General features: G+C 59.2%; 19 protein-coding genes. 11 read left to right on the top strand and 8 right to left on the bottom strand.

What is annotated here, in order from left to right:
- Positions 1 to 15: 15 nt before the first annotated feature.
- From PS14A_RS00645 to PS14A_RS00635, 3 genes are all read right to left on the bottom strand, one after another.
- The gene (locus tag PS14A_RS00645; RefSeq protein ID WP_130910166.1) at positions 16 to 447 is read right to left on the bottom strand and encodes a thioesterase family protein; all 432 of its coding nucleotides are present in this window, start codon (positions 445 to 447) and stop codon (positions 16 to 18) included.
- A 137-nt stretch (positions 448 to 584) separates the two neighbouring features.
- Positions 585 to 1,811: a 3-hydroxyacyl-CoA dehydrogenase gene (locus PS14A_RS00640; RefSeq protein WP_212615053.1), complete on the bottom strand. Its 1,227-nt coding sequence runs from the start codon at positions 1,809 to 1,811 to the stop codon at positions 585 to 587.
- Between the two features lie 211 nt (positions 1,812 to 2,022).
- Positions 2,023 to 3,951 carry an ATP-dependent DNA helicase RecQ gene (locus PS14A_RS00635; RefSeq protein ID WP_212615052.1) on the bottom strand — a complete coding sequence of 643 codons (1,929 nt, stop codon included), beginning with the start codon at positions 3,949 to 3,951 and terminating at the stop codon, positions 2,023 to 2,025.
- Between the two features lie 279 nt (positions 3,952 to 4,230).
- Between PS14A_RS00635 and PS14A_RS00630 the strand changes: the two genes are divergently transcribed.
- The 3 genes from PS14A_RS00630 to nadS all read left to right on the top strand — a co-directional run bounded on the left by PS14A_RS00630 (position 4,231) and on the right by nadS (position 6,313).
- On the top strand, positions 4,231 to 5,373 hold the full coding sequence (locus PS14A_RS00630) for a hypothetical protein (protein WP_212615051.1): 1,143 nt from the start codon (positions 4,231 to 4,233) through the stop codon (positions 5,371 to 5,373).
- A gap of 335 nt (positions 5,374 to 5,708) precedes the next feature.
- Entirely contained in the window at positions 5,709 to 6,023 is a 315-nt protein-coding gene (locus tag PS14A_RS00625; protein WP_130910162.1) for a type II toxin-antitoxin system RelE/ParE family toxin, read from the top strand.
- A 2-nt stretch (positions 6,024 to 6,025) separates the two neighbouring features.
- The gene (gene nadS, locus PS14A_RS00620) at positions 6,026 to 6,313 is read left to right on the top strand and encodes a NadS family protein (RefSeq protein WP_064363398.1); all 288 of its coding nucleotides are present in this window, start codon (positions 6,026 to 6,028) and stop codon (positions 6,311 to 6,313) included.
- A gap of 108 nt (positions 6,314 to 6,421) precedes the next feature.
- On the opposite strand, the gene PS14A_RS00615 is transcribed toward nadS, so the two are convergent.
- On the bottom strand, positions 6,422 to 7,963 hold the full coding sequence (locus tag PS14A_RS00615) for a phosphoenolpyruvate carboxykinase (protein ID WP_016772179.1): 1,542 nt from the start codon (positions 7,961 to 7,963) through the stop codon (positions 6,422 to 6,424).
- A 181-nt stretch (positions 7,964 to 8,144) separates the two neighbouring features.
- Positions 8,145 to 9,047 (bottom strand): Hsp33 family molecular chaperone HslO, encoded by a 903-nt coding sequence (gene hslO, locus PS14A_RS00610; protein ID WP_212615050.1) that lies wholly within the window; start codon positions 9,045 to 9,047, stop codon positions 8,145 to 8,147.
- A gap of 107 nt (positions 9,048 to 9,154) precedes the next feature.
- Between hslO and PS14A_RS00605 the strand changes: the two genes are divergently transcribed.
- Positions 9,155 to 9,955: a phosphatase PAP2 family protein gene (locus PS14A_RS00605; RefSeq protein WP_137215065.1), complete on the top strand. Its 801-nt coding sequence runs from the start codon at positions 9,155 to 9,157 to the stop codon at positions 9,953 to 9,955.
- A gap of 89 nt (positions 9,956 to 10,044) precedes the next feature.
- On the opposite strand, the gene PS14A_RS00600 is transcribed toward PS14A_RS00605, so the two are convergent.
- Positions 10,045 to 10,449, bottom strand: coding sequence for a S4 domain-containing protein (locus PS14A_RS00600; protein ID WP_122698817.1), 405 nt, complete (start codon positions 10,447 to 10,449; stop codon positions 10,045 to 10,047).
- A 116-nt stretch (positions 10,450 to 10,565) separates the two neighbouring features.
- On the opposite strand from PS14A_RS00600, the gene PS14A_RS00595 reads away from it, so the two are divergent.
- The 3 genes from PS14A_RS00595 to rimK are packed head-to-tail and all read left to right on the top strand — an operon-like array spanning position 10,566 to position 12,743.
- A complete protein-coding gene (locus PS14A_RS00595) occupies positions 10,566 to 11,345 on the top strand; it encodes an EAL domain-containing protein (RefSeq protein ID WP_122881279.1) in 780 nt (259 codons plus the stop codon).
- Positions 11,346 to 11,379: 34 nt separating this feature from the next.
- Positions 11,380 to 11,841: an ATP-dependent zinc protease gene (locus tag PS14A_RS00590; protein ID WP_172667902.1), complete on the top strand. Its 462-nt coding sequence runs from the start codon at positions 11,380 to 11,382 to the stop codon at positions 11,839 to 11,841.
- Entirely contained in the window at positions 11,838 to 12,743 is a 906-nt protein-coding gene (gene rimK / locus PS14A_RS00585) for a 30S ribosomal protein S6--L-glutamate ligase (protein ID WP_024011184.1), read from the top strand. The genes PS14A_RS00590 and rimK overlap by 4 nt, the downstream gene beginning before the upstream one ends.
- An 84-nt stretch (positions 12,744 to 12,827) precedes the next feature.
- Here rimK and PS14A_RS00580 read toward each other — a convergent pair whose 3' ends face one another.
- Together PS14A_RS00580 and ompR are read right to left on the bottom strand one after the other, a co-directional pair.
- Positions 12,828 to 14,141 (bottom strand): ATP-binding protein, encoded by a 1,314-nt coding sequence (locus PS14A_RS00580; protein ID WP_016770645.1) that lies wholly within the window; start codon positions 14,139 to 14,141, stop codon positions 12,828 to 12,830.
- A gap of 114 nt (positions 14,142 to 14,255) precedes the next feature.
- Positions 14,256 to 14,996: a two-component system response regulator OmpR gene (ompR, locus tag PS14A_RS00575; RefSeq protein WP_039756430.1), complete on the bottom strand. Its 741-nt coding sequence runs from the start codon at positions 14,994 to 14,996 to the stop codon at positions 14,256 to 14,258.
- Between the two features lie 358 nt (positions 14,997 to 15,354).
- Between ompR and PS14A_RS00570 the strand changes: the two genes are divergently transcribed.
- From PS14A_RS00570 to tauA, 4 genes are all read left to right on the top strand, one after another.
- Positions 15,355 to 17,679: a Tex family protein gene (locus PS14A_RS00570; RefSeq protein WP_212615049.1), complete on the top strand. Its 2,325-nt coding sequence runs from the start codon at positions 15,355 to 15,357 to the stop codon at positions 17,677 to 17,679.
- Positions 17,679 to 18,062 (top strand): PaaI family thioesterase, encoded by a 384-nt coding sequence (locus PS14A_RS00565; protein WP_024011182.1) that lies wholly within the window; start codon positions 17,679 to 17,681, stop codon positions 18,060 to 18,062. Before PS14A_RS00570 ends, PS14A_RS00565 begins: the two co-directional genes overlap by 1 nt.
- A gap of 247 nt (positions 18,063 to 18,309) precedes the next feature.
- Complete coding sequence (gene gshA, locus PS14A_RS00560) at positions 18,310 to 19,893, top strand: glutamate--cysteine ligase (RefSeq protein WP_212615048.1); 1,584 nt, start codon at positions 18,310 to 18,312, stop codon at positions 19,891 to 19,893.
- 329 nt (positions 19,894 to 20,222) lie between these two features.
- Positions 20,223 to 21,200 (top strand): taurine ABC transporter substrate-binding protein, encoded by a 978-nt coding sequence (gene tauA, locus PS14A_RS00555; protein WP_212615047.1) that lies wholly within the window; start codon positions 20,223 to 20,225, stop codon positions 21,198 to 21,200.
- Positions 21,201 to 21,205 lie beyond the last annotated feature (5 nt).

The following is a 21,205-nucleotide window of genomic DNA, read 5'->3' as shown; positions in this document are numbered from 1 at the left end:
ATTTTTTTTGCGCGTCTAGATCACCAGCCGCTCCAGCGTCCCACGCAAACCTGCCGGAATCGGCACCGGCTGATTGGTAGCCCGATCGACAAACACATGCACGAACCGTCCCGCCGCACACGCCTCGCTTTCGCCAACCTTGAACACAGCCAGTTCGTATTGCACCGAACTGTTGCCCAGCTTGCCGACCCGCAGCCCGATCTCGATCAAATCCGGAAAAGCGATCGAGGCAAAGTAATCGCAGGCCGAACTGACCACGAATCCCACCACTTCGCCGTCATGAATATCCAGGCCACCGACCTGAATCAGGTAGGTGTTCACCGCCGTGTCGAAGAAGCTGTAGTAGGTGACGTTGTTGACATGACCGTAGGCGTCGTTGTCGTGCCAGCGTGTGGTGATGGGCTGGAAGTGGGGATAGTCGGTGCGCTGTGGTGTCGGGTTGGACATTGATCAGGGATTCCCAAGGCTATTTGCTAATTCAAAATATCGGCACAGCTTTCGCGAGCAGGCTCGCTCCCACATTGAAACGCGATAGTCTGTGGGAGCGAGCCTGCTCGCGAAGACGTCAGCACGGCCGACAAGTGTCAGCGATCAGCAAACCCCTTCCCCTGCGCCGCCAGCTCGCCAATCAACCGCGCCGGCTTCCACTGGTCGCCCTGGCGCGTCTCCAGCGCCAGCAAGCGCTGATGAATATCCGCCAGCCCTTGCTGATCTGCCCAGGCCATTGGCCCGCCCTTCTCTGCTGGAAAACCATAACCGTTCAAATATACCAGATCAATGTCATGGGCCGAGCCGGCGATGCCTTTCTGCAGGATCTTCGCGCCTTCGTTGACCAGTGCCAGCAAACAGCGCTCAAGAATTTCTTCGGCGCCGATGTCGCGACGCTGGAAACCCAGCTCTTCGCTGACCCGCAGCACCAATGCATCGACCTCGGGATCATGCTCGGCCTGGCGACTGCCCGGCTCATAGTGGTAGTAGCCGTTACCAGACTTCTGCCCGAACCGGCCCATTTCGCACAGACGGTTATCGATCTGAACCTGCGGTGCATCCTGCCCTTTACCAGCGAGCTCCCGAGCACGCCACTCCAGATCGATGCCGACCACGTCGTACATGCGAAACGGCCCCATGGCGAAGCCGAAGCCTTGCAGCGCGGCGTCAATCTGGTGTGGATAAGCGCCCTCGAGGAGCATCTTGCGCGCTTCAAGTACATACGGATGCAGCATGCGATTGCCGATGAAACCATGGCAGTTGCCCGACACCACGCTGACCTTGCCCATGCGTTTGCCGAGAGCCAGCGCGGCCTCCAGCGCAGCTGGTGACGTTTGCGCACCTCGCACGATCTCCAGCAGTTTCATGATGTGCGCCGGGCTGAAGAAATGCAGGCCCAGTATCTGTGCCGGGCGCCGGGTTGCGGCGGCAATCGCGTCGATATCCAGCGCCGAGGTATTGCTCGCCAGCAGAGCCTCAGGTTTGAGCAGGCCATCGAGTTCGCGAAAGATCTTCTGCTTCAGCTCGAGGTTTTCGTACACCGCTTCGATCACCAAGTCGACATTGCGGATCGCCGCGTAATCCGCCGCCGCAGACACACGAGCAATTCGCGCATCCGCCTCGGCCTGATCGATGCGACCCTGACGCACGTTGTGGGCATAAGTCTCGGCGACCGTTGTCAGCGCTTGCTCGAGCATCTGTGGATTGTTGTCCACCCACTGCACGCTCACGCCGGCACTGGCCAGACACATGACGATGCCGCGGCCCATGGTGCCCGCACCGATTACCGCCGCCTGCTGAATATCGAAGGATGTCTGGCTCATGTTGTTCTCTTGTGGGTGGCCCGAAGACAGAATCCAACCTTAGTCAGGCAGCAGCGCTTTTTGAAGTTTATTAGCGTGATGATCGACATTCAGCGGATGGATAGAGTCCCCGCTTGATGACACTTGACGTAGGAGCTGACGAAGGCTGCGATCTTTTGATCATGAAAAATCAACATCAAAAGATCGCAGCCTTCGGCAGCTCCTACAGGGGTCAGAGGTGCTCTTGCGCCCAATCGCGTACCTGCGCGTAAGGGTACTCTTCCAACGCAGCAAAACCCGGTATCGCCCGCGCCTTGAGTTTGGTGAACAACGGCACGCTGATTCCGCAGAGGAACCGCGTCAGGCGCTCGGCCGTCGGAAGCTTGCCTGTGTGCTGCTCATGCCTGTGGATAAGTTCACCGCACAATTGCGCGAAATTTTTATCCACAAGCGGCGGCAACACTGGCGGCTCAGGCAACCGCGCAACCCGGCCATGACATACCGAACAATGGCCGCATCGCTGAGGGGCATTGTGATCTCCGAAATACTCGGCCAAGCGATAACCCAGACAGCGTTCGGTGGCGAACACGTCAAGCATGGCGTGAATTCGCGCCACCTCAGTCCGTTCATGGCGAGTGAAATACTCGTGGAGCTCAGCGCTGAGGGCGTCGCTGTCAAAATCACTTTGCAGCAGATTGTAGACCTCGGTCATCTGCTTGCTCTCAAGCTCGACCCAGCCCTTTTCCTGGAAGTAATCCAGCGCTGTCACCACTCGATTGCGCTCGGCGGAATACTGCGAGTACATCGCCTCGAAATCTACCGTGGCCCAGGTGCGTGCTCGCGTAGACGTCCGGATGAGCGCCGCGACGAAATCGCTGCGCTCGCCTTCGAAGCGCTGGAGCAATGCTTCAGGCTCAAGCAGATATTTGAAGCGATACTCAGCGTAATAGGCGTAACGCGGCGCAATCAGACCTCGCAGCTCCAACTGCACCAGCAAAGTCTTCAACGGCAACGAGCGAATATTGCTCTGATCCGAGAGTGGCCCAAGCAGAAACTCCCATTGTCCTTCCGGAACTGAGGCATTGAGCTCTTCGAGCACATAACGAATTCCATCACGCTCGGGCGTATCGCCGTAGACGAAGTTTTCCAGCACATTGAGGCTGTCGCGATTCGCCAGTACCAGGCAATCCGAAGGCTGCCCGTCACGCCCGGCGCGGCCGATTTCCTGGCTGTAGTTTTCGATGGATTTGGGCAGATCGAAATGCACCACGTTACGGATGTCGCTCTTGTCGATGCCCATGCCGAAGGCAATGGTGGCGACAATGCAATTGGACTGCCCGACCATGAAGCGGCGTTGAATGTCTTCACGCTGATCGTGGGGCAAACCTGCGTGGTATGCCTCGGCCTGGATTCCGTTGCGTTGAAGATGCTCGGCGATGTGCTCGGCGGTCTTCTGCAACGTCACGTAGACAATGCTCGGTTGCCCGGGACGCTCGCTCATCCATTCGACCAGACGCCGACGTTTGTCCTGACCGCGTACAGGCTCGACCAGGAGGTTGAGGTTGGGCCGATAGAAACCGGTGGTCACTACATCGTCCGGAGCAATGGCGAATTTGGCCTGCATGTCGGCGATGACTTTTGGTGTCGCCGTGGCGGTCAGCAGCAAGGCCTGCGGGATGTTGAACTGGCGCTGGTAGTTCGGCAATTTCAGGTAGTCCGGCCGAAAGTTGTGGCCCCATTCCGAGATACAGTGAGCTTCGTCGACTACCAGCAACGAGATCGGCACCTGCTGCAAGAAGTTGCGGAACCGCTCGTTTTTCAGACGCTCGACGGAAATCATCAGAATCTTCAATTCACCCGAACGCGCACGGGCCATGACGTCGTTGGCATCCTCACGGCTTTGTGCCGAATCGATGCTGCCCGCGGAGATACCGTGGCGCTTGAGAAACGCCAGTTGATCCTGCATCAACGCCAGCAACGGCGAAACCACCAATGTCAGGTGTGGCAGTAAAAGCGCCGGCAGCTGATAGCAAAGCGATTTGCCGGAGCCGGTGGGAAAGATCGCCGCCGCGGATCGCCCCGCCAGCACCGCGCTGACAGCGGCCTCCTGACCGGGGCGAAACTGTGGATAACCAAAAACCTGTTCCAGGGTGTGGTGCATTTACTGTCACTCCTTTGACTGCTGCCATGCCCAAAGCCTAGCGGGCGATTTCAGCGAGTCGAGAAAAGGTCGGGATCCAATCAATTCGAAATGATACATCGGATCAGCGATTTGACGCGTTGCAGATATTAATTGCACTACAGGCGCTCTGCAAAAACACGGCCCCATACAATCAAGGCAATTCTCAGAACTTACAAACGCAGAAACAACCAAACCGTTTATCAATACAACCCTCTGAAACTAACGTGACTGCTCTTATTCACTCGAAAGAGCAAAAGCATGACAACTTTAACCATTTTCTTTTGCGGTACCGGCTCCAACAAATTCGATATCAATCATAAAAGTTTTTGGGACGGCGAAGTTGTATCCACACTCGCTGCACACCACACCGGCCGTGAGTTCGCTGAATGGATCGTGGTCGACGGGCCTGGCAGCGGCAACCTGCAGGCCGATGATCTGTTCACCAAAACCAAGGAATACGGGCTATCCGGAACGCTGTTTGGTAAAGGCTGGGAGGAAAACGTCCAGCACGCTGTGAATATCATCAAAGGCAAGTGCGACTGGCAACGGCAACAACTGACCGAGAAGGAATATAACCGACTCAAAAGCGCCGGCATTCCCATTGACGATGTAAAAGTCGAGGGCTCGTGGCTCTGGCGCAAATACAACTATGGCGACCGCAGTATCACCCAACAAAAGTTACAGGAACAGATCATCAAGACTTTCCGCAAGGACGGTATTATTCCAACCACAGTCAATCTTGTCGGCTGGAGCCGGGGCGGCATCAGTTGCCATATGCTCGCCAATGCAATGTACAAGGATCCTGCACTCAAACATATTCCGGTGAACATCTTTGCCATTGATCCAGTTCCGGGCATCGGCAACTTTCAGGAAAACCGCGTCAAACTCCAATCCAACGTCAAGGAATACATCGCGTTCTATGCCCGCGACGAGCGCTCAAAAGGCTTCGGCTGCGTGATCCCGCAAACCGCCACTGGCACCAAAACCTCGATCTATCCAATGGCCGGCCGCCACGCCACCCTCGCTGGCAACGCCACGGCGCTCGGCGGCGAGCCCATCAACAGCAGCGACCTCAACGCGCTGATCGAACCCGGCCGCATCGTTCGCCATCTCGCCGAGACCTGCCTCAAGCGCTGGGGCGTGCCACTGAGCAAAACCCTCAATCTGACCGATGCCGATCTGCTGCCCCTCACTGGCGCCATCGTCAGCGACGAGGCCCGCTACAAGAAGATGCACAGCCAGTCCTACACCTATTTCACCGAGCTGGACAAAGGCGAGCGCTCTGTCTCGCTGGGCAGCAAAGGCGTGCCGTTTTCAGCAGTCAAAGGCACGATCTACCGCCCGGCAACCGGACTGACCACAAGCCTGCTGGATATTTCCGGTTACCAGCATCTGCGTTGAAAGGCGTTGAACAATCGGTAGCAACGTCTGGCGCTTTGTTCGTCCCGTTCCTACTTCACGCGATGCCTTGTCGGCTATCGCGAGGTGGTGGTGCGAACCTATAGTCGTGGGTGTCGCTGCTTTGATCAGCGACACCCACATCACCCACGCTCTGTACCTGCTGACAGGACGGCTGCGAGCTGCTGCAAGTCGCGCAGACACAGATGCTCAACTGGAAAGCCCCTGCCTAAGGCGAGCAGCCTGATCGCCGCCATCATCTGTCGGCGACCAGGCACCAGTCATCGTTATCAACACTTCAGCATTGCCTGAAAGTAAGTCACTGGCGTACATTGACCATGATTTTTATTGAGACTTCAGTCTTCACCCGCCGAGTAAGAGAGTTACTGGACGACGATGCCTACGCCACCTTTCAAAAGCAGTTGGTCGCAAACCCGTCTATTGGCGATGTAATCGAAGGAACCGGCGGGGTGCGTAAAGCACGAGTCGCCTCCAAAGGCCATGGAAAACGGGGTGGCGCACGGGTTATCTACTACCACTTCGTTTCAGCATCACAGATCGCGTTGTTGATGATTTATCCAAAAAACGAGCAGCAGGATCTTACCCATGACGAACGGAAAGCACTGAAGGCCATGATTGGAAACTGGAGGTAACCATGAGCAAGTTTTTTGATGAGCTGATGGAAAGCGTGCAGGAAATGGATGAGATTCTTCGGGGTGAAAAAAAGCCGTCCCGCGAATTCCATGTGGATGCATTACAGGTTAAACAGATTCGCAAAGCGACGGGAATGACGCAGGCAAAGTTCGCAGCCTTGATCGATGTCCAATTGGGAACGTTACGCAATTGGGAGCAAGGTCGTCGTCAGCCGACTGGCCCGGCCAAAGCACTACTCAAGGCCATTCATAACGATCCTGTCCATGTGCTGAGTGCACTGGCTGATTGACACATAGCCAGGGCAAGCCACGTCTTTGAGTCCAACCAAGCTGCATTTCAGATCGGAAATAAAAAACCGCCCCCAAAGGGCGGTTTTTTATTCACTGCAAACCGCTACTTACAACTTCGGCCCAGCCGCCTTGATCGCGTCGCTCACTTCGAACTTCTTGAAGTTCTCGATGAACAGACCGGCCAGTGCTTTCGCTGCCTCGTCGTACGCTGCCTTGTCAGCCCAGGTGTTGCGTGGGTTGAGCAGGTTGGTGTCGACGCCCGGAACGGCCAGTGGCACGTCGAGGTTGATGGTGTCGAGGTGCTCGGTGGCGGCACCGATCAGTGCGCCGCTCTGGATCGCGGCGATCACTGCGCGGGTGGTCGGGATGTTGAAGCGTTGGCCGACGCCGTAGCCGCCGCCGGTCCAGCCGGTGTTGACCAGATAGACCTTGGAGCCGAAGCCGCGGATGCGCTTGATCAGCAGTTCGGCGTATTCGCCAGCCGGACGCGGGAAGAACGGTGCGCCGAAGCAGGTGGAGAAGGTCGACTTGATGCCGCTGCCCGAACCCATTTCAGTCGAGCCCACCAGCGCGGTGTAGCCGGACAGGAAGTGGTAGGCCGCTTGTTCTTCGTTGAGGATCGACACTGGCGGCAGTACGCCGGTCAGGTCGCAGGTCAGGAAGATCACTGCGTTTGGCTCGCCACCCAGGTTCTTCTCGGAACGCTTGGCAACGTGCTCCAGCGGGTAGGCGGCGCGGCTGTTCTGGGTCAGGCTGACATCGGCGTAGTCGGCGTGCTTGGCGTCGTCGATAACCACGTTTTCCAGCACCGCGCCGTGCTTGATGGCTTTCCAGATGACCGGCTCGTTCTTCTCGGAGAGGTCGATGCACTTGGCGTAGCAACCGCCTTCGATGTTGAACACCACACCCTCGCCCCAGCCGTGTTCGTCGTCACCGATCAGGTAACGGCTTTCGTCGGCCGACAGGGTGGTTTTACCGGTGCCCGACAGACCGAAGAACAGGGTCACGTCGCCGTCTTCGCCGATGTTGGCAGCGCAGTGCATTGGCAGCACGTCAGCGGCCGGCAGCAGGAAGTTCTGCACCGAGAACATGGCTTTCTTCATCTCACCGGCGTAACGCATGCCGGCGATCAGCACTTTCTTCTGCGCGAAGTTGATGATCACGCAACCGTCGGAGTTGGTGCCGTCACGCTCAGGCACGCACTCGAAGTTGGCGACGTTGAGCACTTGCCATTCTTCACGGCCAGCCGGGTTGTACTGGGCCGGGTTGATGAACAGGCAACGACCGAACAGGTTCTGCCAGGCAGTCTGCGTGGTCATTTTCACGGCCAGGTAGTGATCTTCCGCCGCACCTACATGCACGTGGGAAACGAAGTGCTCTTGCGCGTTGTTGAAGGCCTCGACGCGAGCCCACAGGGCATCGAACTTGTCGGCCGGGAACTTGCGGTTGATCGGGCCCCAGGCAATAGCGGCCTGGGTGGAAGGCTCTTCAACGATGAAACGGTCGACTGGCGAACGGCCGGTGCGGTGACCGGTGCGAACAACCAGAGCGCCGGTATCGGCAAGCTCGCCTTCACCGCGATTCAGGGCTTCTTTTACCAGATCATCAACACTCAGATCGGTGTACACGGCGTTATTGGCTTGCGTCATGAGGTTCCCCGTCGGCCAGTGGCCGAGTGTGCTCCAAACGTTTTGTAGTAGAAAGTCGTGCACTACTACCGCGAAAAAAGTGGGCCGGATTATGCCAGAAAAGCCCAAAAAGAGTAGGGTCCTCCCGTCGTAACGGCGATATTCCGTCATTGCGCAGTGAATTTACCTGCGCTGAACCGTTTTAGTGACGGGTATCTGACGGCGTATCGACGCCCGCGCCAGCGAACAGTTGAGCGATATCAGCCGCGTCGAACAGGTACTGCTGATTGCAGAACTGGCAATCAATCTCGACTTTTCCGCCCTGCTCGGCTGCCAGCGCCAGCGCATCTTCCAGCCCAAGACTGACCAGCGCATTGCCGGAGCGTTCCCGAGAGCAGCTGCAACTGAAGCGCAGATGCTGCACATCGAACAGGCGCACCTGCTCCTCGTGATAGAGGCGGTGCAGCACGGTTTCGTTGTCCAGGCTCAGCAGCTCATCGGCGCCCAGAGTGCCGGCCAGCGCGGTGATGTGCTGCCAGCTGGCGGCGCGATCTTCTTCATCTTTCAGGCGATCGGCGGGGAGTTGTTGCAGCAACATGCCACGTGCGCGACGGCCGTCGGCGAACAGCTTGAAGCGCGTGCCGACTTGCTGCGACATGACGAAATAGTTGGTGAAGCAGTCGGACAGGGTTTCGCCGTCGAGATCGACAATGCCCTGATAGCGCTGGCCAACAGTCGGATCGACGGTGAGGGCCAGAACGCCGTTCGGCATCAGATCGCTGAGGGTGGCGTCTGCGGCGATCTGCTCGGCGTCGTAACGCGCCAGGCCACGGATCTCACGCTCGCTGGAGCATTCGATCATCAGCAATGGGATCGGCCCTTCCGAGCGTGCCTGCAAGATCAGCAAGCCATCGAACTTCAGAGTGCCAACCAGCAACGAGGCAGCCGCCATCAACTCGCCGAGCAACTGCGCGACCGGCTCCGGGTACGGGTGTTTGGCGAGGACTTCGGCGTAGCTGCGCTCCAGCGCTACCAGTTCGCCGCGAGTGTCGCTGTCATCGAAGATGAAGCGTTGAGTGAAATCGGTATCCGCTAAGTCGGTCATAGGTCTGGGTATCTGAATGTGATGACAAAATGGTTACAAAACGTGAAAATTTGCGCTCGCTGGCACTTTTTTTGGGGCCGGCGCTTTTTCGCCATGGGAGGCATTTTATGAACAATCCGGGTTTGTTCCAATCAAGGTGGAACCTCGGCCGGCTGGTTCTGTGTAACGTAGTGCCGTTGGCGCTACTGGCTTTCTGGTTATGGCCTACGGGTCAGATGCTGTGTGTGATTTTCGACGAGTGGCTGTTCCGCTCGCTGAATGCACCGCTGGCCAGCAACCCGATATGGCTCCACATCTGGGCAATTGCAAGTCTGCGCCCGTTCGACATCGTCGTCGGACTGATTCTGTTGACGCTGCTGATCAAGGGCGACTGGGTCTTCAGGGCGATCGACGTGCGTCGCGCGTTCTTCGGTTTTTTCTCGATACTGTTACTGATGGTGTTGATCCGCGCGCTGTTTTCCAAATTTGCCGATCACATGGGCTGGCAGCACAGCAGCCCGTCAATGGTGCTTGAGGGCGCCGTGCACATCAGCGATTACTTTCCGCACCTGGAAAAAACCTGGGAGCTGAAGGACCGTTCGGGCCAGAGCTTCCCCGGTGATCATGCTTCGGTGCTGTTGATCTGGGCTCTGTTCATGGGCGTCTTCAGTCGCACGATCGGGCAGTTCTTGACGGTCTGGGGTCTGGCAGTGCTGTTCATGATGCCGCGCCTGGTGGCTGGCGCGCATTGGGGTCAGGACGACTACATCGGCGGCTTGCTGCTGGCGGTGTGGGCGTTGGGCTGGGGTTACTACACGCCGTTTGCCTATCACGCGTCGAACCTCTGGTTGAAGCTGACCGCGCCGATTTTCGCGTTGCTGGGCAAGCTGCCGATGGTGTCGCGGATGAGTGTAATTTCCGCCCGGTAAATGGTGGAGCCTCGAAAAGATCGCAGCCTTCGGCAGCTCCTACAGGGATCGCATTCCAACTGTAGGACCTGCCGCAGGCTGCGATCTTTTTACTCGTCGTTGCTACCGCGAAATTTGAACAAATCGCGCCGCTGCTTCTTGCTCGGCTTGCCATCGGTGCTCACGCCCAACGACCCCGCCTTGCGCATTGCCGCAGCCGCTTCACGCTTGGCGATACTCGCTTCGGTCTCCGCATACAAGGTCTGCGCCTCGGGCGCGCCACGACGCACGATCGACAAAGCTTCCACCCTCACCGTACGCACTTCGAAGCCGGTGCGAATCTCGAACTCATCGCCAATGCGCGGCTCCTTGCCCGGTTTGCAGCGTTCGCCGCGACAGTGCACCTTGCCACTTTCAATCGCCGCTTTGGCCAAGGCCCGGGTCTTATAGAAACGCGCCGCCCATAACCACTTATCGAGACGGACCTTGTCGTCCTCCTCCTGCTTCTGTCCCATATGAATTCCTCGCTCAGCCAGTAGTCGGAACTGTACTACCGTTTCTGTCGGGCGCAAGAACCCGGCCCACCAGATAGACTGTGATCTTCGCCGCCTGACCGGCCTGGAGTGACCGAGTGACAAAATTTCCGACTTCATTGACCTCACCCAAGGGCGGTTGCCAGGGCTGTCAGCAGAGCGAGCCGCTGGACTTCGATTTTGCCTTCGCCTATCAGCCAATTGTCGACCTGCGCGACCAATCGGTATTCGCCCACGAAGCGCTGGTGCGCGGCGTGGCCGGTGAGGGTGCGCTGTCCGTGTTAAATCAGGTTACAGAAGACAACCGCTACCGCTTCGACCAGCTCTGCCGGACTCGCGCCATCGAAGGTGCGGCCAGTCTTAATATGCAGACACACTTGTCGATCAACTTTTTGCCCAACGCCGTCTACCGTCCAGAGCTATGCATCCGCAGCACACTGGAGGCCGCACGAAAACACAACTTTCCGATCGACCGACTGATTTTCGAAACCCTGGAAATCGAGCACGTAGATAATTATCGCCATTTGACCAATATTCTGCGTGAATACCGCGAATTCGGCTTCAAGACCGCCATCGACGATTTCGGTGCCGGCTATTCGGGGCTCAATCTGCTGGCTGATTTCCAACCGGACCTGATCAAACTCGACATGGCGCTGATCCGCGATGTTGACCAGGACCGTGTCCGTCAGGTGATCGTGCGGGGGATTGTCACAATGTGTGCGGAGTTGGACGTTACAGTCATTGCCGAAGGCATAGAAAGCGCCGGGGAACGGGATTTCCTCGCGGACTGTGGAATATTTCTGATGCAGGGCTACTGGTTCGCCAGACCTGCATTCAAAGCGTTGGCCCAGGTGCCGGACGAGGCCTGGAAGCGTTAACCCTTGGTTTTTTTCCTTGAAGACATTTGATCATTTGACCGTTGTCGGTCTGCGCGAGTGGGTGGCGCTCCCGGGCCTGGGAGTCGCGGGCCTGCGCGCCAAAATCGACACCGGCGCCAGCACCTCCAGTTTGCACGCCACAGATATCGAACCGTTCGAACGCGACGGCGAGAAATGGGTGCGCTTTACTGCGCATCTCGGCACGGTGGTGCAGTTGCGTCACCGGCGCTGCGAAGCCCCGCTGGTCACACGCAAAACCATCAAAAGCTCCAACGGCCATGCGCAGGTGCGCTACGTGATCAGCACCACGCTGGCCCTGGGTGATCGGGTCTGGCCGGTGGAGTTCACCCTGGCCTGCCGCAAGTCCATGCGCTATCGCCTGTTGCTCGGTTCCAAAGCCCTGATCGATGGCCAGTTGGTGGTCAATCCGGGCATCAAGTATGTACAAGACAAGCCGGTGTTCCCGGTATCTACCTCCTCCACAGGTGTTGCATGAAGATCGCTGTGCTGTCGCGTAATCCGCGTCTGTATTCCACCCGCCGTCTGGTCGAAGCCGGAATCGAGCGCGGGCATGAAATGGTGGTGATCGACACCTTGCGCGCCTACATGAACATTGCCAGCCACAAGCCGCAGATCCATTACCGCGGCAAACCGCTGGAAGGTTTCGACGCGGTGATCCCGCGGATCGGCGCGTCGGTGACGTTCTACGGCTGCGCGGTGTTGCGTCAGTTCGAAATGATGGGCGTGTTCCCGCTCAACGAGTCGGTGGCCATTGCCCGCTCGCGGGACAAATTGCGTTCACTGCAGCTGCTGTCGCGGCGCGGCATCGGTTTGCCGGTCACCGGTTTTGCCCACTCGCCGGACGACATTCCCGACCTGATCGCCATGGTCAACGGCGCACCGCTGGTGATCAAAGTGCTCGAAGGCACCCAGGGCATTGGCGTGGTGCTGTGCGAAACAGCCACGGCGGCAGAGTCGGTGATCGAGGCGTTCATGGGCCTGAAGCAGAACATCATGGTTCAGGAATACATCAAGGAAGCCGGCGGCGCCGACATCCGCTGCTTCGTGGTCGGCGACAAGGTGATCGCGGCAATGAAGCGCCAGGCCAAACCGGGAGAATTTCGTTCCAACCTGCATCGCGGCGGCAGCGCCAGCCTGATCAAGATCACCCCGGAAGAACGCATGACCGCGTTACGCGCTGCCAAGGTCATGGGGCTGGCAGTGGCGGGTGTGGATATCCTGCGTTCCAATCACGGGCCGCTGGTGATGGAAGTAAACTCGTCGCCGGGACTGGAAGGCATCGAGACCACCACTGGCAAGAATGTCGCCGGGATCATCATCGAGCATCTTGAAAAGAATGGCGGGCCAAATATGACCCGCACCAAGGGCAAGGGGTAGAGAAGCAGCTGCTAGCGGCAAGCTTCAAGCGGCAAGTGAAGTCGCTCTTGCTTGTAGCTTGTAGCTTGTAGCTTGCAGCTGCCTCTAAACCGCATCTCTCGGCAACATCAACCCCAGCGGCAATCTCACGCGGGCCTCAAGTCCACCCCCGGACCGGTTGCGCAATTCGACATTGCCGCCATGCATCGCCGCAATCCTTTTCACGATCGCCAGTCCCAATCCGGTGCCTTTGCCACCGCGAGCCCGATCACCTCGGGTGAAAGGGTTGAAGATTGCCTCAAGCTCGGACGGATCAATCCCGGCGCCACGGTCCATCACGCTCAGGACCACATACGGCGCGCTGGTATCGCCGGACACATAAGCCGCCACCTCAACGCCGGTGCCGGCATGGTTCAAGGCGTTGCCGATCAGGTTGTTGAGCAGGCGTTTCATCGACACTCGACGCAGCGGAAACGGCTGGATCGGTTCCAGGCGCAGGCGCACTTTCTCTTCGTTCTGGTTGTACGGCGCGGCGACTTCGCGCACCAGATCGCTGAGGTCGACTTCTTCCACCGACTCGTCGCGACCGTCACGGATGAACGCGAGGAACTGGTCGAGAATCGCGTCCATGTCCTCGATGTCGCGGACCATGTCGTCGGTAAGGTCGGTGTGATCGCCCATCAGTTCCAGCGACAGGCGCAAGCGCGTCAGCGGTGTGCGCAAGTCGTGGGAAACCCCGGCCAGCATCAGCTCGCGCTCGCGTCCGGCCTGTTCAACGTCCTCGGCCATCTGGTTGAAGGCGCGATAAACCTCGGTCATTTCGCTGGGTGTGTCGCTGATCGGCAGGCGCACGCTGCGGCCTTGGCCAAGTTGCCGCGCGGCATAGACCAGGCGCTTCAACGGCTGGTTGAGCTGGCTGACGAAAATCCATGCCGACGCTGTGGACAACAGGCCGATGGCGAGGAACCAGCCGAGCACGTTCCAGATCTTCTGCCCGCGCAACGGATGTGGATACAACGGCACTTTGAGCCAGCCATCGCCCAGGCTCGGCGCCCTCACCCACAGTGCCGGCGGCGAGTGCATGCGCAAGCGCACCTCAGTGTCGGCACCCAGTTCCGCCTGCATCTGACGCTGATAGATTTCGCTGTACGGCCAGTGCTGCTCGCCTTCCGGCACACCGGCGCCGACCACACGGATCAGGGTCGCGGCATCGGCAATTTTTGCGCGGTTTTCTTCATCGGCGGCCCAATAGGCGCGCAACGTCAGAGCGACACCATGGCTGTATTGGCGGTCCACCAGCACGTCCTCGTTCATCAACAGATAAACCAGGGTCAGCGCCTTGGAAAACAGCACGACGATCAGCACCAGCCAGAGGGTGCGGGAGAAAAAACTTTGGGGGAACCAGACGGGGGTTTTCATCTTTAACCGCTACACACTTGCAGGAGCGAGCAATGCTCGCATATTGCGGATTGCGAGTCTGTGGCAATGGTCGTGCGACCAGAGCCTTGCAGACCCGCTCCTACAAATCACCGATCACTTGGTGGCGGTGCCATCCGGTACGAACACGTAACCCACGCCCCAGACGGTCTGGATGTAGCGCGGTTTCGACGGATCGGGTTCGATCATCCGGCGCAGACGCGAGATCTGCACGTCGATGGAGCGCTCCAGCGCATCCCATTCGCGACCACGGGCCAGGTTCATCAGTTTGTCGCGGGTCAGTGGCTGACGCGCGTTCATCACCAACGCCTTGAGTACCGCGAACTCACCGGTGGTGAGCATGTGCACTTCGTCGCCGCGCTTGAGCTCGCGGGTCGCCAGCGACAACACGTAATCTCCGAACGTGACGTTTTCGTCTTCGCTGCCCGGTGCGCCCGGTACCGGTGCGGCCTGACGGCGCAATACCGCTTTGACCCGCGCCATTAGCTCGTCCGGGTTGAACGGCTTGGCCAGGTAATCGTCGGCGCCCAGTTCAAGGCCCTTGATACGGCTCAGCTCATCGCCCTTGGCGGTGAGCATAATGATCGGAATCTGGTTGTTCGCGCCACGCAGGCGGCGGCAAGCGGTCAGGCCGTCTTCGCCCGGCAGCATCAGGTCGAGGACGACCAGATTGAACACTTCACGCGCCAGCAGACGGTCCATCTGCTCGGTGTTCGGAACGGTACGGGCACGGTAGCCCTTGCTGACGAAGAAACGCTCCAGCAGGCTGCTCAGCCCCGGATCGTCATCAACGATTAGAATTTTTTCGCCTTCAGCCGTTTGTGCAGTGCTGCTCATTGGATGCTCCTTTTAGCTCGGCGCGCATTATGGCGTAGCTGCCGTTATACGCACCGTGTGCATTGTTAGCAGATTTTTCCTTCACTGCCAGAAAACCGGGGTTTATGCCTACAGGCTGCGACGCCCCCGAATGACAGAACGCTGGTTATAATGCGCGGCGTTTTGCGCCAGGCAACGTCTGAATCGTTACCGTAAGTGGCCGGTATTTTTTCCGGCCCTGTGCAGCAACTGTTCGATTTCACGGGTCAATGGGCAGCCTCTTGATCCAGGCAGCGGCAATTTTCCAGCCGCTCAATCAGCCTCCAGGCCTTTATCTGCGCGCCTGTGAGCCTGCTTTCAAACTATGTCAGGTGGTTTTATGGACAGCATCAACAGCCGCATTGCCGAGGAACTCGGCGTACGCCCACAACAGGTCGAAGCGGCCGTCGCGCTACTCGATGAAGGTTCTACCGTTCCCTTCATCGCCCGTTACCGGAAAGAAGTCACCGGCAGCCTCGACGACACCCAGTTGCGTCATCTGGAAGAGCGCCTGCGCTACCTGCGAGAACTCGACGAACGGCGCATCAGCATCCTCGCCAGCATCGAAGAGCAAGGCAAACTCACCCCTGCCCTCGAGCGCGACATCAAGCTCGCCGACACCAAAACCCGACTCGAAGACTTGTACCTGCCGTACAAGCAGAAGCGCCGGACCAAGGGCCAGATCGCCCTCGAAGCCGGCCTTGGCGAACTGGCCGACGGCTTGTTCAACGACCCGAACCTGTCGCCGGAGACCGAAGCCGCGCGCTTCGTCGACGCCGAAAAAGGCGTGGCCGATGTGAAGGCTGCACTGGAAGGCGCCAAGTACATCCTCATGGAGCGCTTCGCCGAAGACGCCAGCCTGCTGGAAAAGCTGCGTAATTTCCTCAAACAGGAAGCGATCCTCAGTGCCCGCGTTATCGCTGGCAAGGAAGAGGAAGGCGCCAAGTTCCGCGATTACTTCGAACACGATGAGCCGCTGAAAAGCATGCCGTCGCACCGCGCCCTCGCCATTTTCCGTGGCCGCAACGAAGGCATTCTCAGCTCCGCGCTGAAAGTCGGCGATGAGCTGCCCGGCACCATGCACCCGTGCGAAGGCATGATCGCTCAGCAGTTCGGCATCCAGAACCAGAACCGCCCGGCGGACAAATGGCTCGGTGAAGTGGTGCGCTGGACCTGGAAGGTCAAGCTCTACACCCACCTGGAAACCGACCTGCTCGGCGAGTTGCGCGATGGCGCCGAAACCGAAGCAATCAACGTGTTCGCGCACAACCTGCACGACCTGCTGCTGGCCGCTCCGGCCGGCCCGCGCGCGACCCTGGGCCTCGACCCGGGCCTGCGTACCGGCTGCAAGGTGGCCGTGGTCGACTCCACCGGCAAGCTGCTCGACCACGCCACGGTTTACCCGCACGTGCCGCACAACAAATGGGATCAGACCATCGCCATCTTGGCCGCCCTGTGTGCCAAGCACTCGGTGGATCTGATCGCCATCGGCAACGGCACTGCCAGCCGCGAGACCGACAAGCTGGCGATCGAGCTGATCAAAAAATACCCAGCGATGAAGATGACCAAGGTCATGGTTTCCGAAGCCGGCGCCTCGGTGTACTCGGCGTCGGAACTGGCGGCCAAGGAATTCCCGGATCTCGACGTGTCGATCCGTGGCGCCGTGTCGATCGCCCGTCGTCTGCAGGATCCGCTGGCCGAACTGGTGAAGATCGATCCGAAATCCATCGGTGTCGGCCAGTACCAGCACGACGTCTCGCAGCTGAAACTGGCGCGCGGTCTGGACGCCGTGGTCGAGGACTGCGTGAACGCCGTGGGCGTGGATGTGAACACTGCCTCCGTGGCCTTGCTGGCGCGAATCTCCGGCCTCAACGCAACGCTGGCGCAGAACATCGTTGCTCACCGTGACGAACACGGTGCGTTCAAGACTCGTGCGGCGTTGAAGAAAGTTGCGCGTCTGGGCGAGAAAACCTTCGAACAGGCCGCCGGTTTCTTGCGCGTAATGAACGGCGATAACCCGCTGGATTCCTCGGCGGTGCACCCGGAAGCCTATCCGCTGGTGCAGCGCATTGCCGCTGAAACCGACCGCGACATCCGCTCGCTGATCGGCGATGCCGCGTTCCTCAAGCGCCTGGATCCGAAGAAGTTCACCGACGAAACCTTCGGTCTGCCGACCGTCACCGACATCCTGCAAGAACTGGAAAAACCCGGTCGCGATCCACGTCCGGAGTTCAAGACTGCCGAATTCCAGGAAGGCGTCGAGGACCTCAAGGACCTGCAACTGGGGATGATCCTTGAAGGCGTCGTCACCAACGTTACGGCGTTCGGTGCGTTCGTCGACATCGGCGTGCATCAGGACGGTCTGGTGCACATTTCGGCGCTGTCGGAGAAGTTCATCAAGGACCCACGCGAAGCGGTCAAGGCCGGTGACGTGGTGAAAGTGAAGGTCATGGAAGTCGACATTCCGCGCAAACGCGTCGGCCTGTCGATGCGCATGAGCGACACTCCCGGCGAGAAGGTCGACGGCGCCCGTGGCTCGCGTCCGGGCTCGGCACCGCGCCAGTCTTCGGGCAACGCGCCGCGCAAGGAAACCGCTACCGCCGCGCCGGTGAACAACGCGATGGCCTCGCTGTTCGCCAACGCCAAACAGTTGAAGAAACGCTGATGGACATGCCGGCCGGGCTCGTCGAGAGCGCGTTTTTCAAGCTGTTGGGCTGTCGCCTGCACAGCCTCGAAACCGGGGTGGCGCAAGTCGCCCTGGCGCTTGAGCCCGAGCTGCGCAACCGCGGCGGCAAACTGCACGGCGGTGCGCTGTTCAGTCTGGTCGATATTGCCATGGGCCTGGCTTGTTCCAGCAGCCATGGCTTCGATCAGCAGAGTGCGACCATCGAATGCAAGATCAACTACATCCGCGCCGTTTCCGACGGCGAGGTGCTGTGCACGGCGCGGGTGATCCACCCGGGCCGGCGCACGCTGGTGGTCGAAGCCGAGGTGATGCAGGGCGACAAACTGGTCGCAAAAGCGCAAGGCACCTTCGCTGTCCTGTAGATGTTGCTCATCATTTTGAGTTAATTTCGGCGCAACGAATCCTGTGGGATCTACCGAAGGCTGCGATCTTTTGATTTTGTTTTTCAACAGCAAGATCAAAAGATCGCAGCCTTCGGCAGCTCCTGCGGGTCATGTGTGCGGCTGACAGGCCCGAAAAACCAGGCGATAACGCCAGTTTCAACTTCACCCTTGTAGACCGTCCTGCCCACCCCCATATTGGGGCGACTGACGCGTGAAGGAATCCAAATTGAGCGAACTTCTCAACCGCCGCCTGGCTCTGCTTGGCGAGCGCGCTAACCTCTCTCTGCTCAAGCAGTGCCTGCACGGTATCGAACGTGAATGCCTGCGCGTGACCAGTGAAGGTCGTCTGGCGCAAACGCCGCACCCCGAAGCCCTGGGTTCCGCGCTGACCAACGAACAGATCACCACCGACTACTCCGAGTCGCTGCTGGAATTCATCACCCCCGCCCTGCCGGATCCTGCCGACACGCTGGCAAGCCTGGACAAGATTCATCGTTTTGCCTACAGCAAACTCGGCAACGAGTACCTGTGGAGTCCATCGATGCCGTGCCCGTTGCCGGCCGAGGAAGACATCCCGATTGCCTATTACGGCACCTCCAACATCGGTCAGCTCAAATACGTCTATCGCAAGGGCCTGGCCCTGCGTTACGGCAAGACCATGCAGTGCATTGCCGGTATTCACTACAACTTTTCCCTGCCGGAACAGCTCTGGCCATTGCTGCGCGAGGTCGAAGGTTTCGTCGGCACCGATCGCGATTTCCAGTCGGTGTCCTACATCGCGCTGATCCGCAACTTCCGTCGCTACAGCTGGCTGCTGATGTACCTGTTCGGTGCCTCGCCAGCGCTGGACGCCGGCTTCCTGCGCGGGCGTTCGCATCAGCTCGAGCAGCTCGACCCGGACACGCTGTATCTGCCATACGCGACCAGCCTGCGCATGAGCGATCTCGGTTATCAGAGCAACGCCCAGGCCGGCCTGACACCGTGCTACAACGATCTGGCGAGCTACACCGACAGCCTGCGCGAAGCCGTGGCCACGCCCTATGCGCCGTATGTTGAAGTCGGTACGCACAAGGATGGTGAGTGGGTGCAGCTCAACACCAACATCCTGCAGATCGAAAACGAGTACTACTCCAACATCCGCCCGAAACGCGTGACCTACACCGGCGAGCGGCCGATCCAGGCGCTGATGGCGCGCGGCATCCAGTACGTCGAAGTGCGCTGCCTGGACATCAACCCGTTCCTGCCAATGGGCATCGACCTCACCGAATCGCGCTTCATCGACGCCTTCCTGCTGTACTGCGCGCTGAACGACAGCCCGCTGCTCACCAACACTTCGTGCGGCAACGCCACCTCGAACTTCCTCAGCGTGGTCAAGGAAGGTCGCCGTCCGGGCCTGCAATTGCAGCGTGACGGTGAGCCGGTCGAGATGAAGCAGTGGGCGGCCGAACTGCTCGAGCAGATTGCTCCGCTGGCGGCGATGCTCGATCAGAGCGTTGGCGGCGATGCCCACAGCAAGGCGCTGGATGCGCAACTGGCCAAGGTCAACGACCCGTCGCTGACGCCATCGGCGCAGGTGCTGGCCGCCATGGCCGAGCACAAGGAAAGCTTTGCGCAGTTCTCCCTGCGCCAGAGTCAGACCCACGCCGAGTTCTTCCGCAGCGAGCCGTTGGCGGCTGACGAGCAAGCGAAGTTTGAACAACTGGCGCGCGCATCGCTGGCGCAGCAGACCGAGCTTGAGCAGAACGAAGTCGGCGATTTCGATGTGTTTGTCGGCGCGTATCAGGCGAGTATTCTCGCCATCAGCAATTAAAAGCCCCTCACCCTAACCCTCTCCCAAAGGGAGAGGGGACTGACCGCGTTGTTCTTGCGAGCTACACCGACCTGAAATACCGGGCCGAACTCAGGCCTTGAAAAGCATGAAGATCAGCTCCCTTTCCCCCTCGCCCCCTTGGGGGAGAGGGCTGGGGTGAGCGGGCAAAGTTCTGACGTCGACCGAATCATCCGAAATCCCCACACCCTCTCCTATCCTTAGATTTTTCCGCTCATAAGCTCATTCGAAAAAGTTATTTATTTCGGGATTCTTAGATCATTTAGTCTCCACTCATGCCGACATTCGGTCGCCTGATCTGGAGCTTTCAATTGAAACTGAATTTCCCGCTTCGCCTGCTCGCCGCCGCCTCACTGGCCGCTGCAAGCTTCCTGGCCCAGGCGGCCGATCTCACCGTCGCCTACCAGACCACCGTCGACCCGGCCAAAGTCGCTCAGGCCGACGGCGCCTACGAGAAAGCCACCAAGGCCGATATCAGCTGGCGCAAGTTCGATAACGGTGCCGACATCATTGCCGCCATCGCGTCCGGCGATGTGCAGATCGGCTACCTCGGTTCAAGTCCGCTGACCGCCGCGATCACCCGCAAAGTGCCGGTGGAAACCTTCCTGATTGCCACGCAGATCGGCGCCGCTGAGGCATTGGTCGCGCGTGACGGTTCCGGCATCAAGACTCCGCAGGATCTGATCGGCAAGAAAATCGCCGTGCCGTTCGTGTCCACCGGTCACTACAGCCTGTTGGCCGCGCTGAAGCACTGGAACATCGATCCGTCGAAAGTCACCGTACTCAACCTCGCGCCGCCAGCCATCATCGCGGCGTGGAAACGCGGCGACATCGACGCCACTTACGTGTGGGATCCGGCGCTGGGCGTGGCCAAGGAAAACGGCAAAGTGCTGATCACCTCCGGCGAGCTCGCCAAGTTCGGCGCGCCGACCTTCGATGCGTGGATCGTGCGCAAGGACTTCGCCGAAAAGCACCCGGAAATTGTCACCGCATTCGCCAAGGTCACCCTCGACGCCTACGCCGCTTACCGCAAGGATCCGCAGGCCTGGCTGGCCAACCAGAGCAACGTCGACAAACTGGTCAAACTCTCCGGCGCCAAGGCCAGCGACATTCCGCTGCTGCTGCAGGGCAACGTCTACCCGCTGGCGGCGGATCAGGTCAGTGACCTCGGCGCGCCGACCACCAAAGCCATCACCGACACCGCCGCGTTCCTCAAGGAGCAAGGCAAGGTCGAAGCCGTGCTGCCGGACTACGCGCCTTACGTCAGTGCCGAATACATCACTAACTGATCGGG

It is taken from the genome of Pseudomonas sp. 14A (genome assembly GCF_018132745.1).
In the GTDB taxonomy this organism is placed as follows: Bacteria; Pseudomonadota; Gammaproteobacteria; order Pseudomonadales; family Pseudomonadaceae; genus Aquipseudomonas; species Aquipseudomonas mercuritolerans.
Note: the sequence above shows the minus strand (reverse complement) of the source record. Positions and strands in the feature narration are given on the sequence as shown.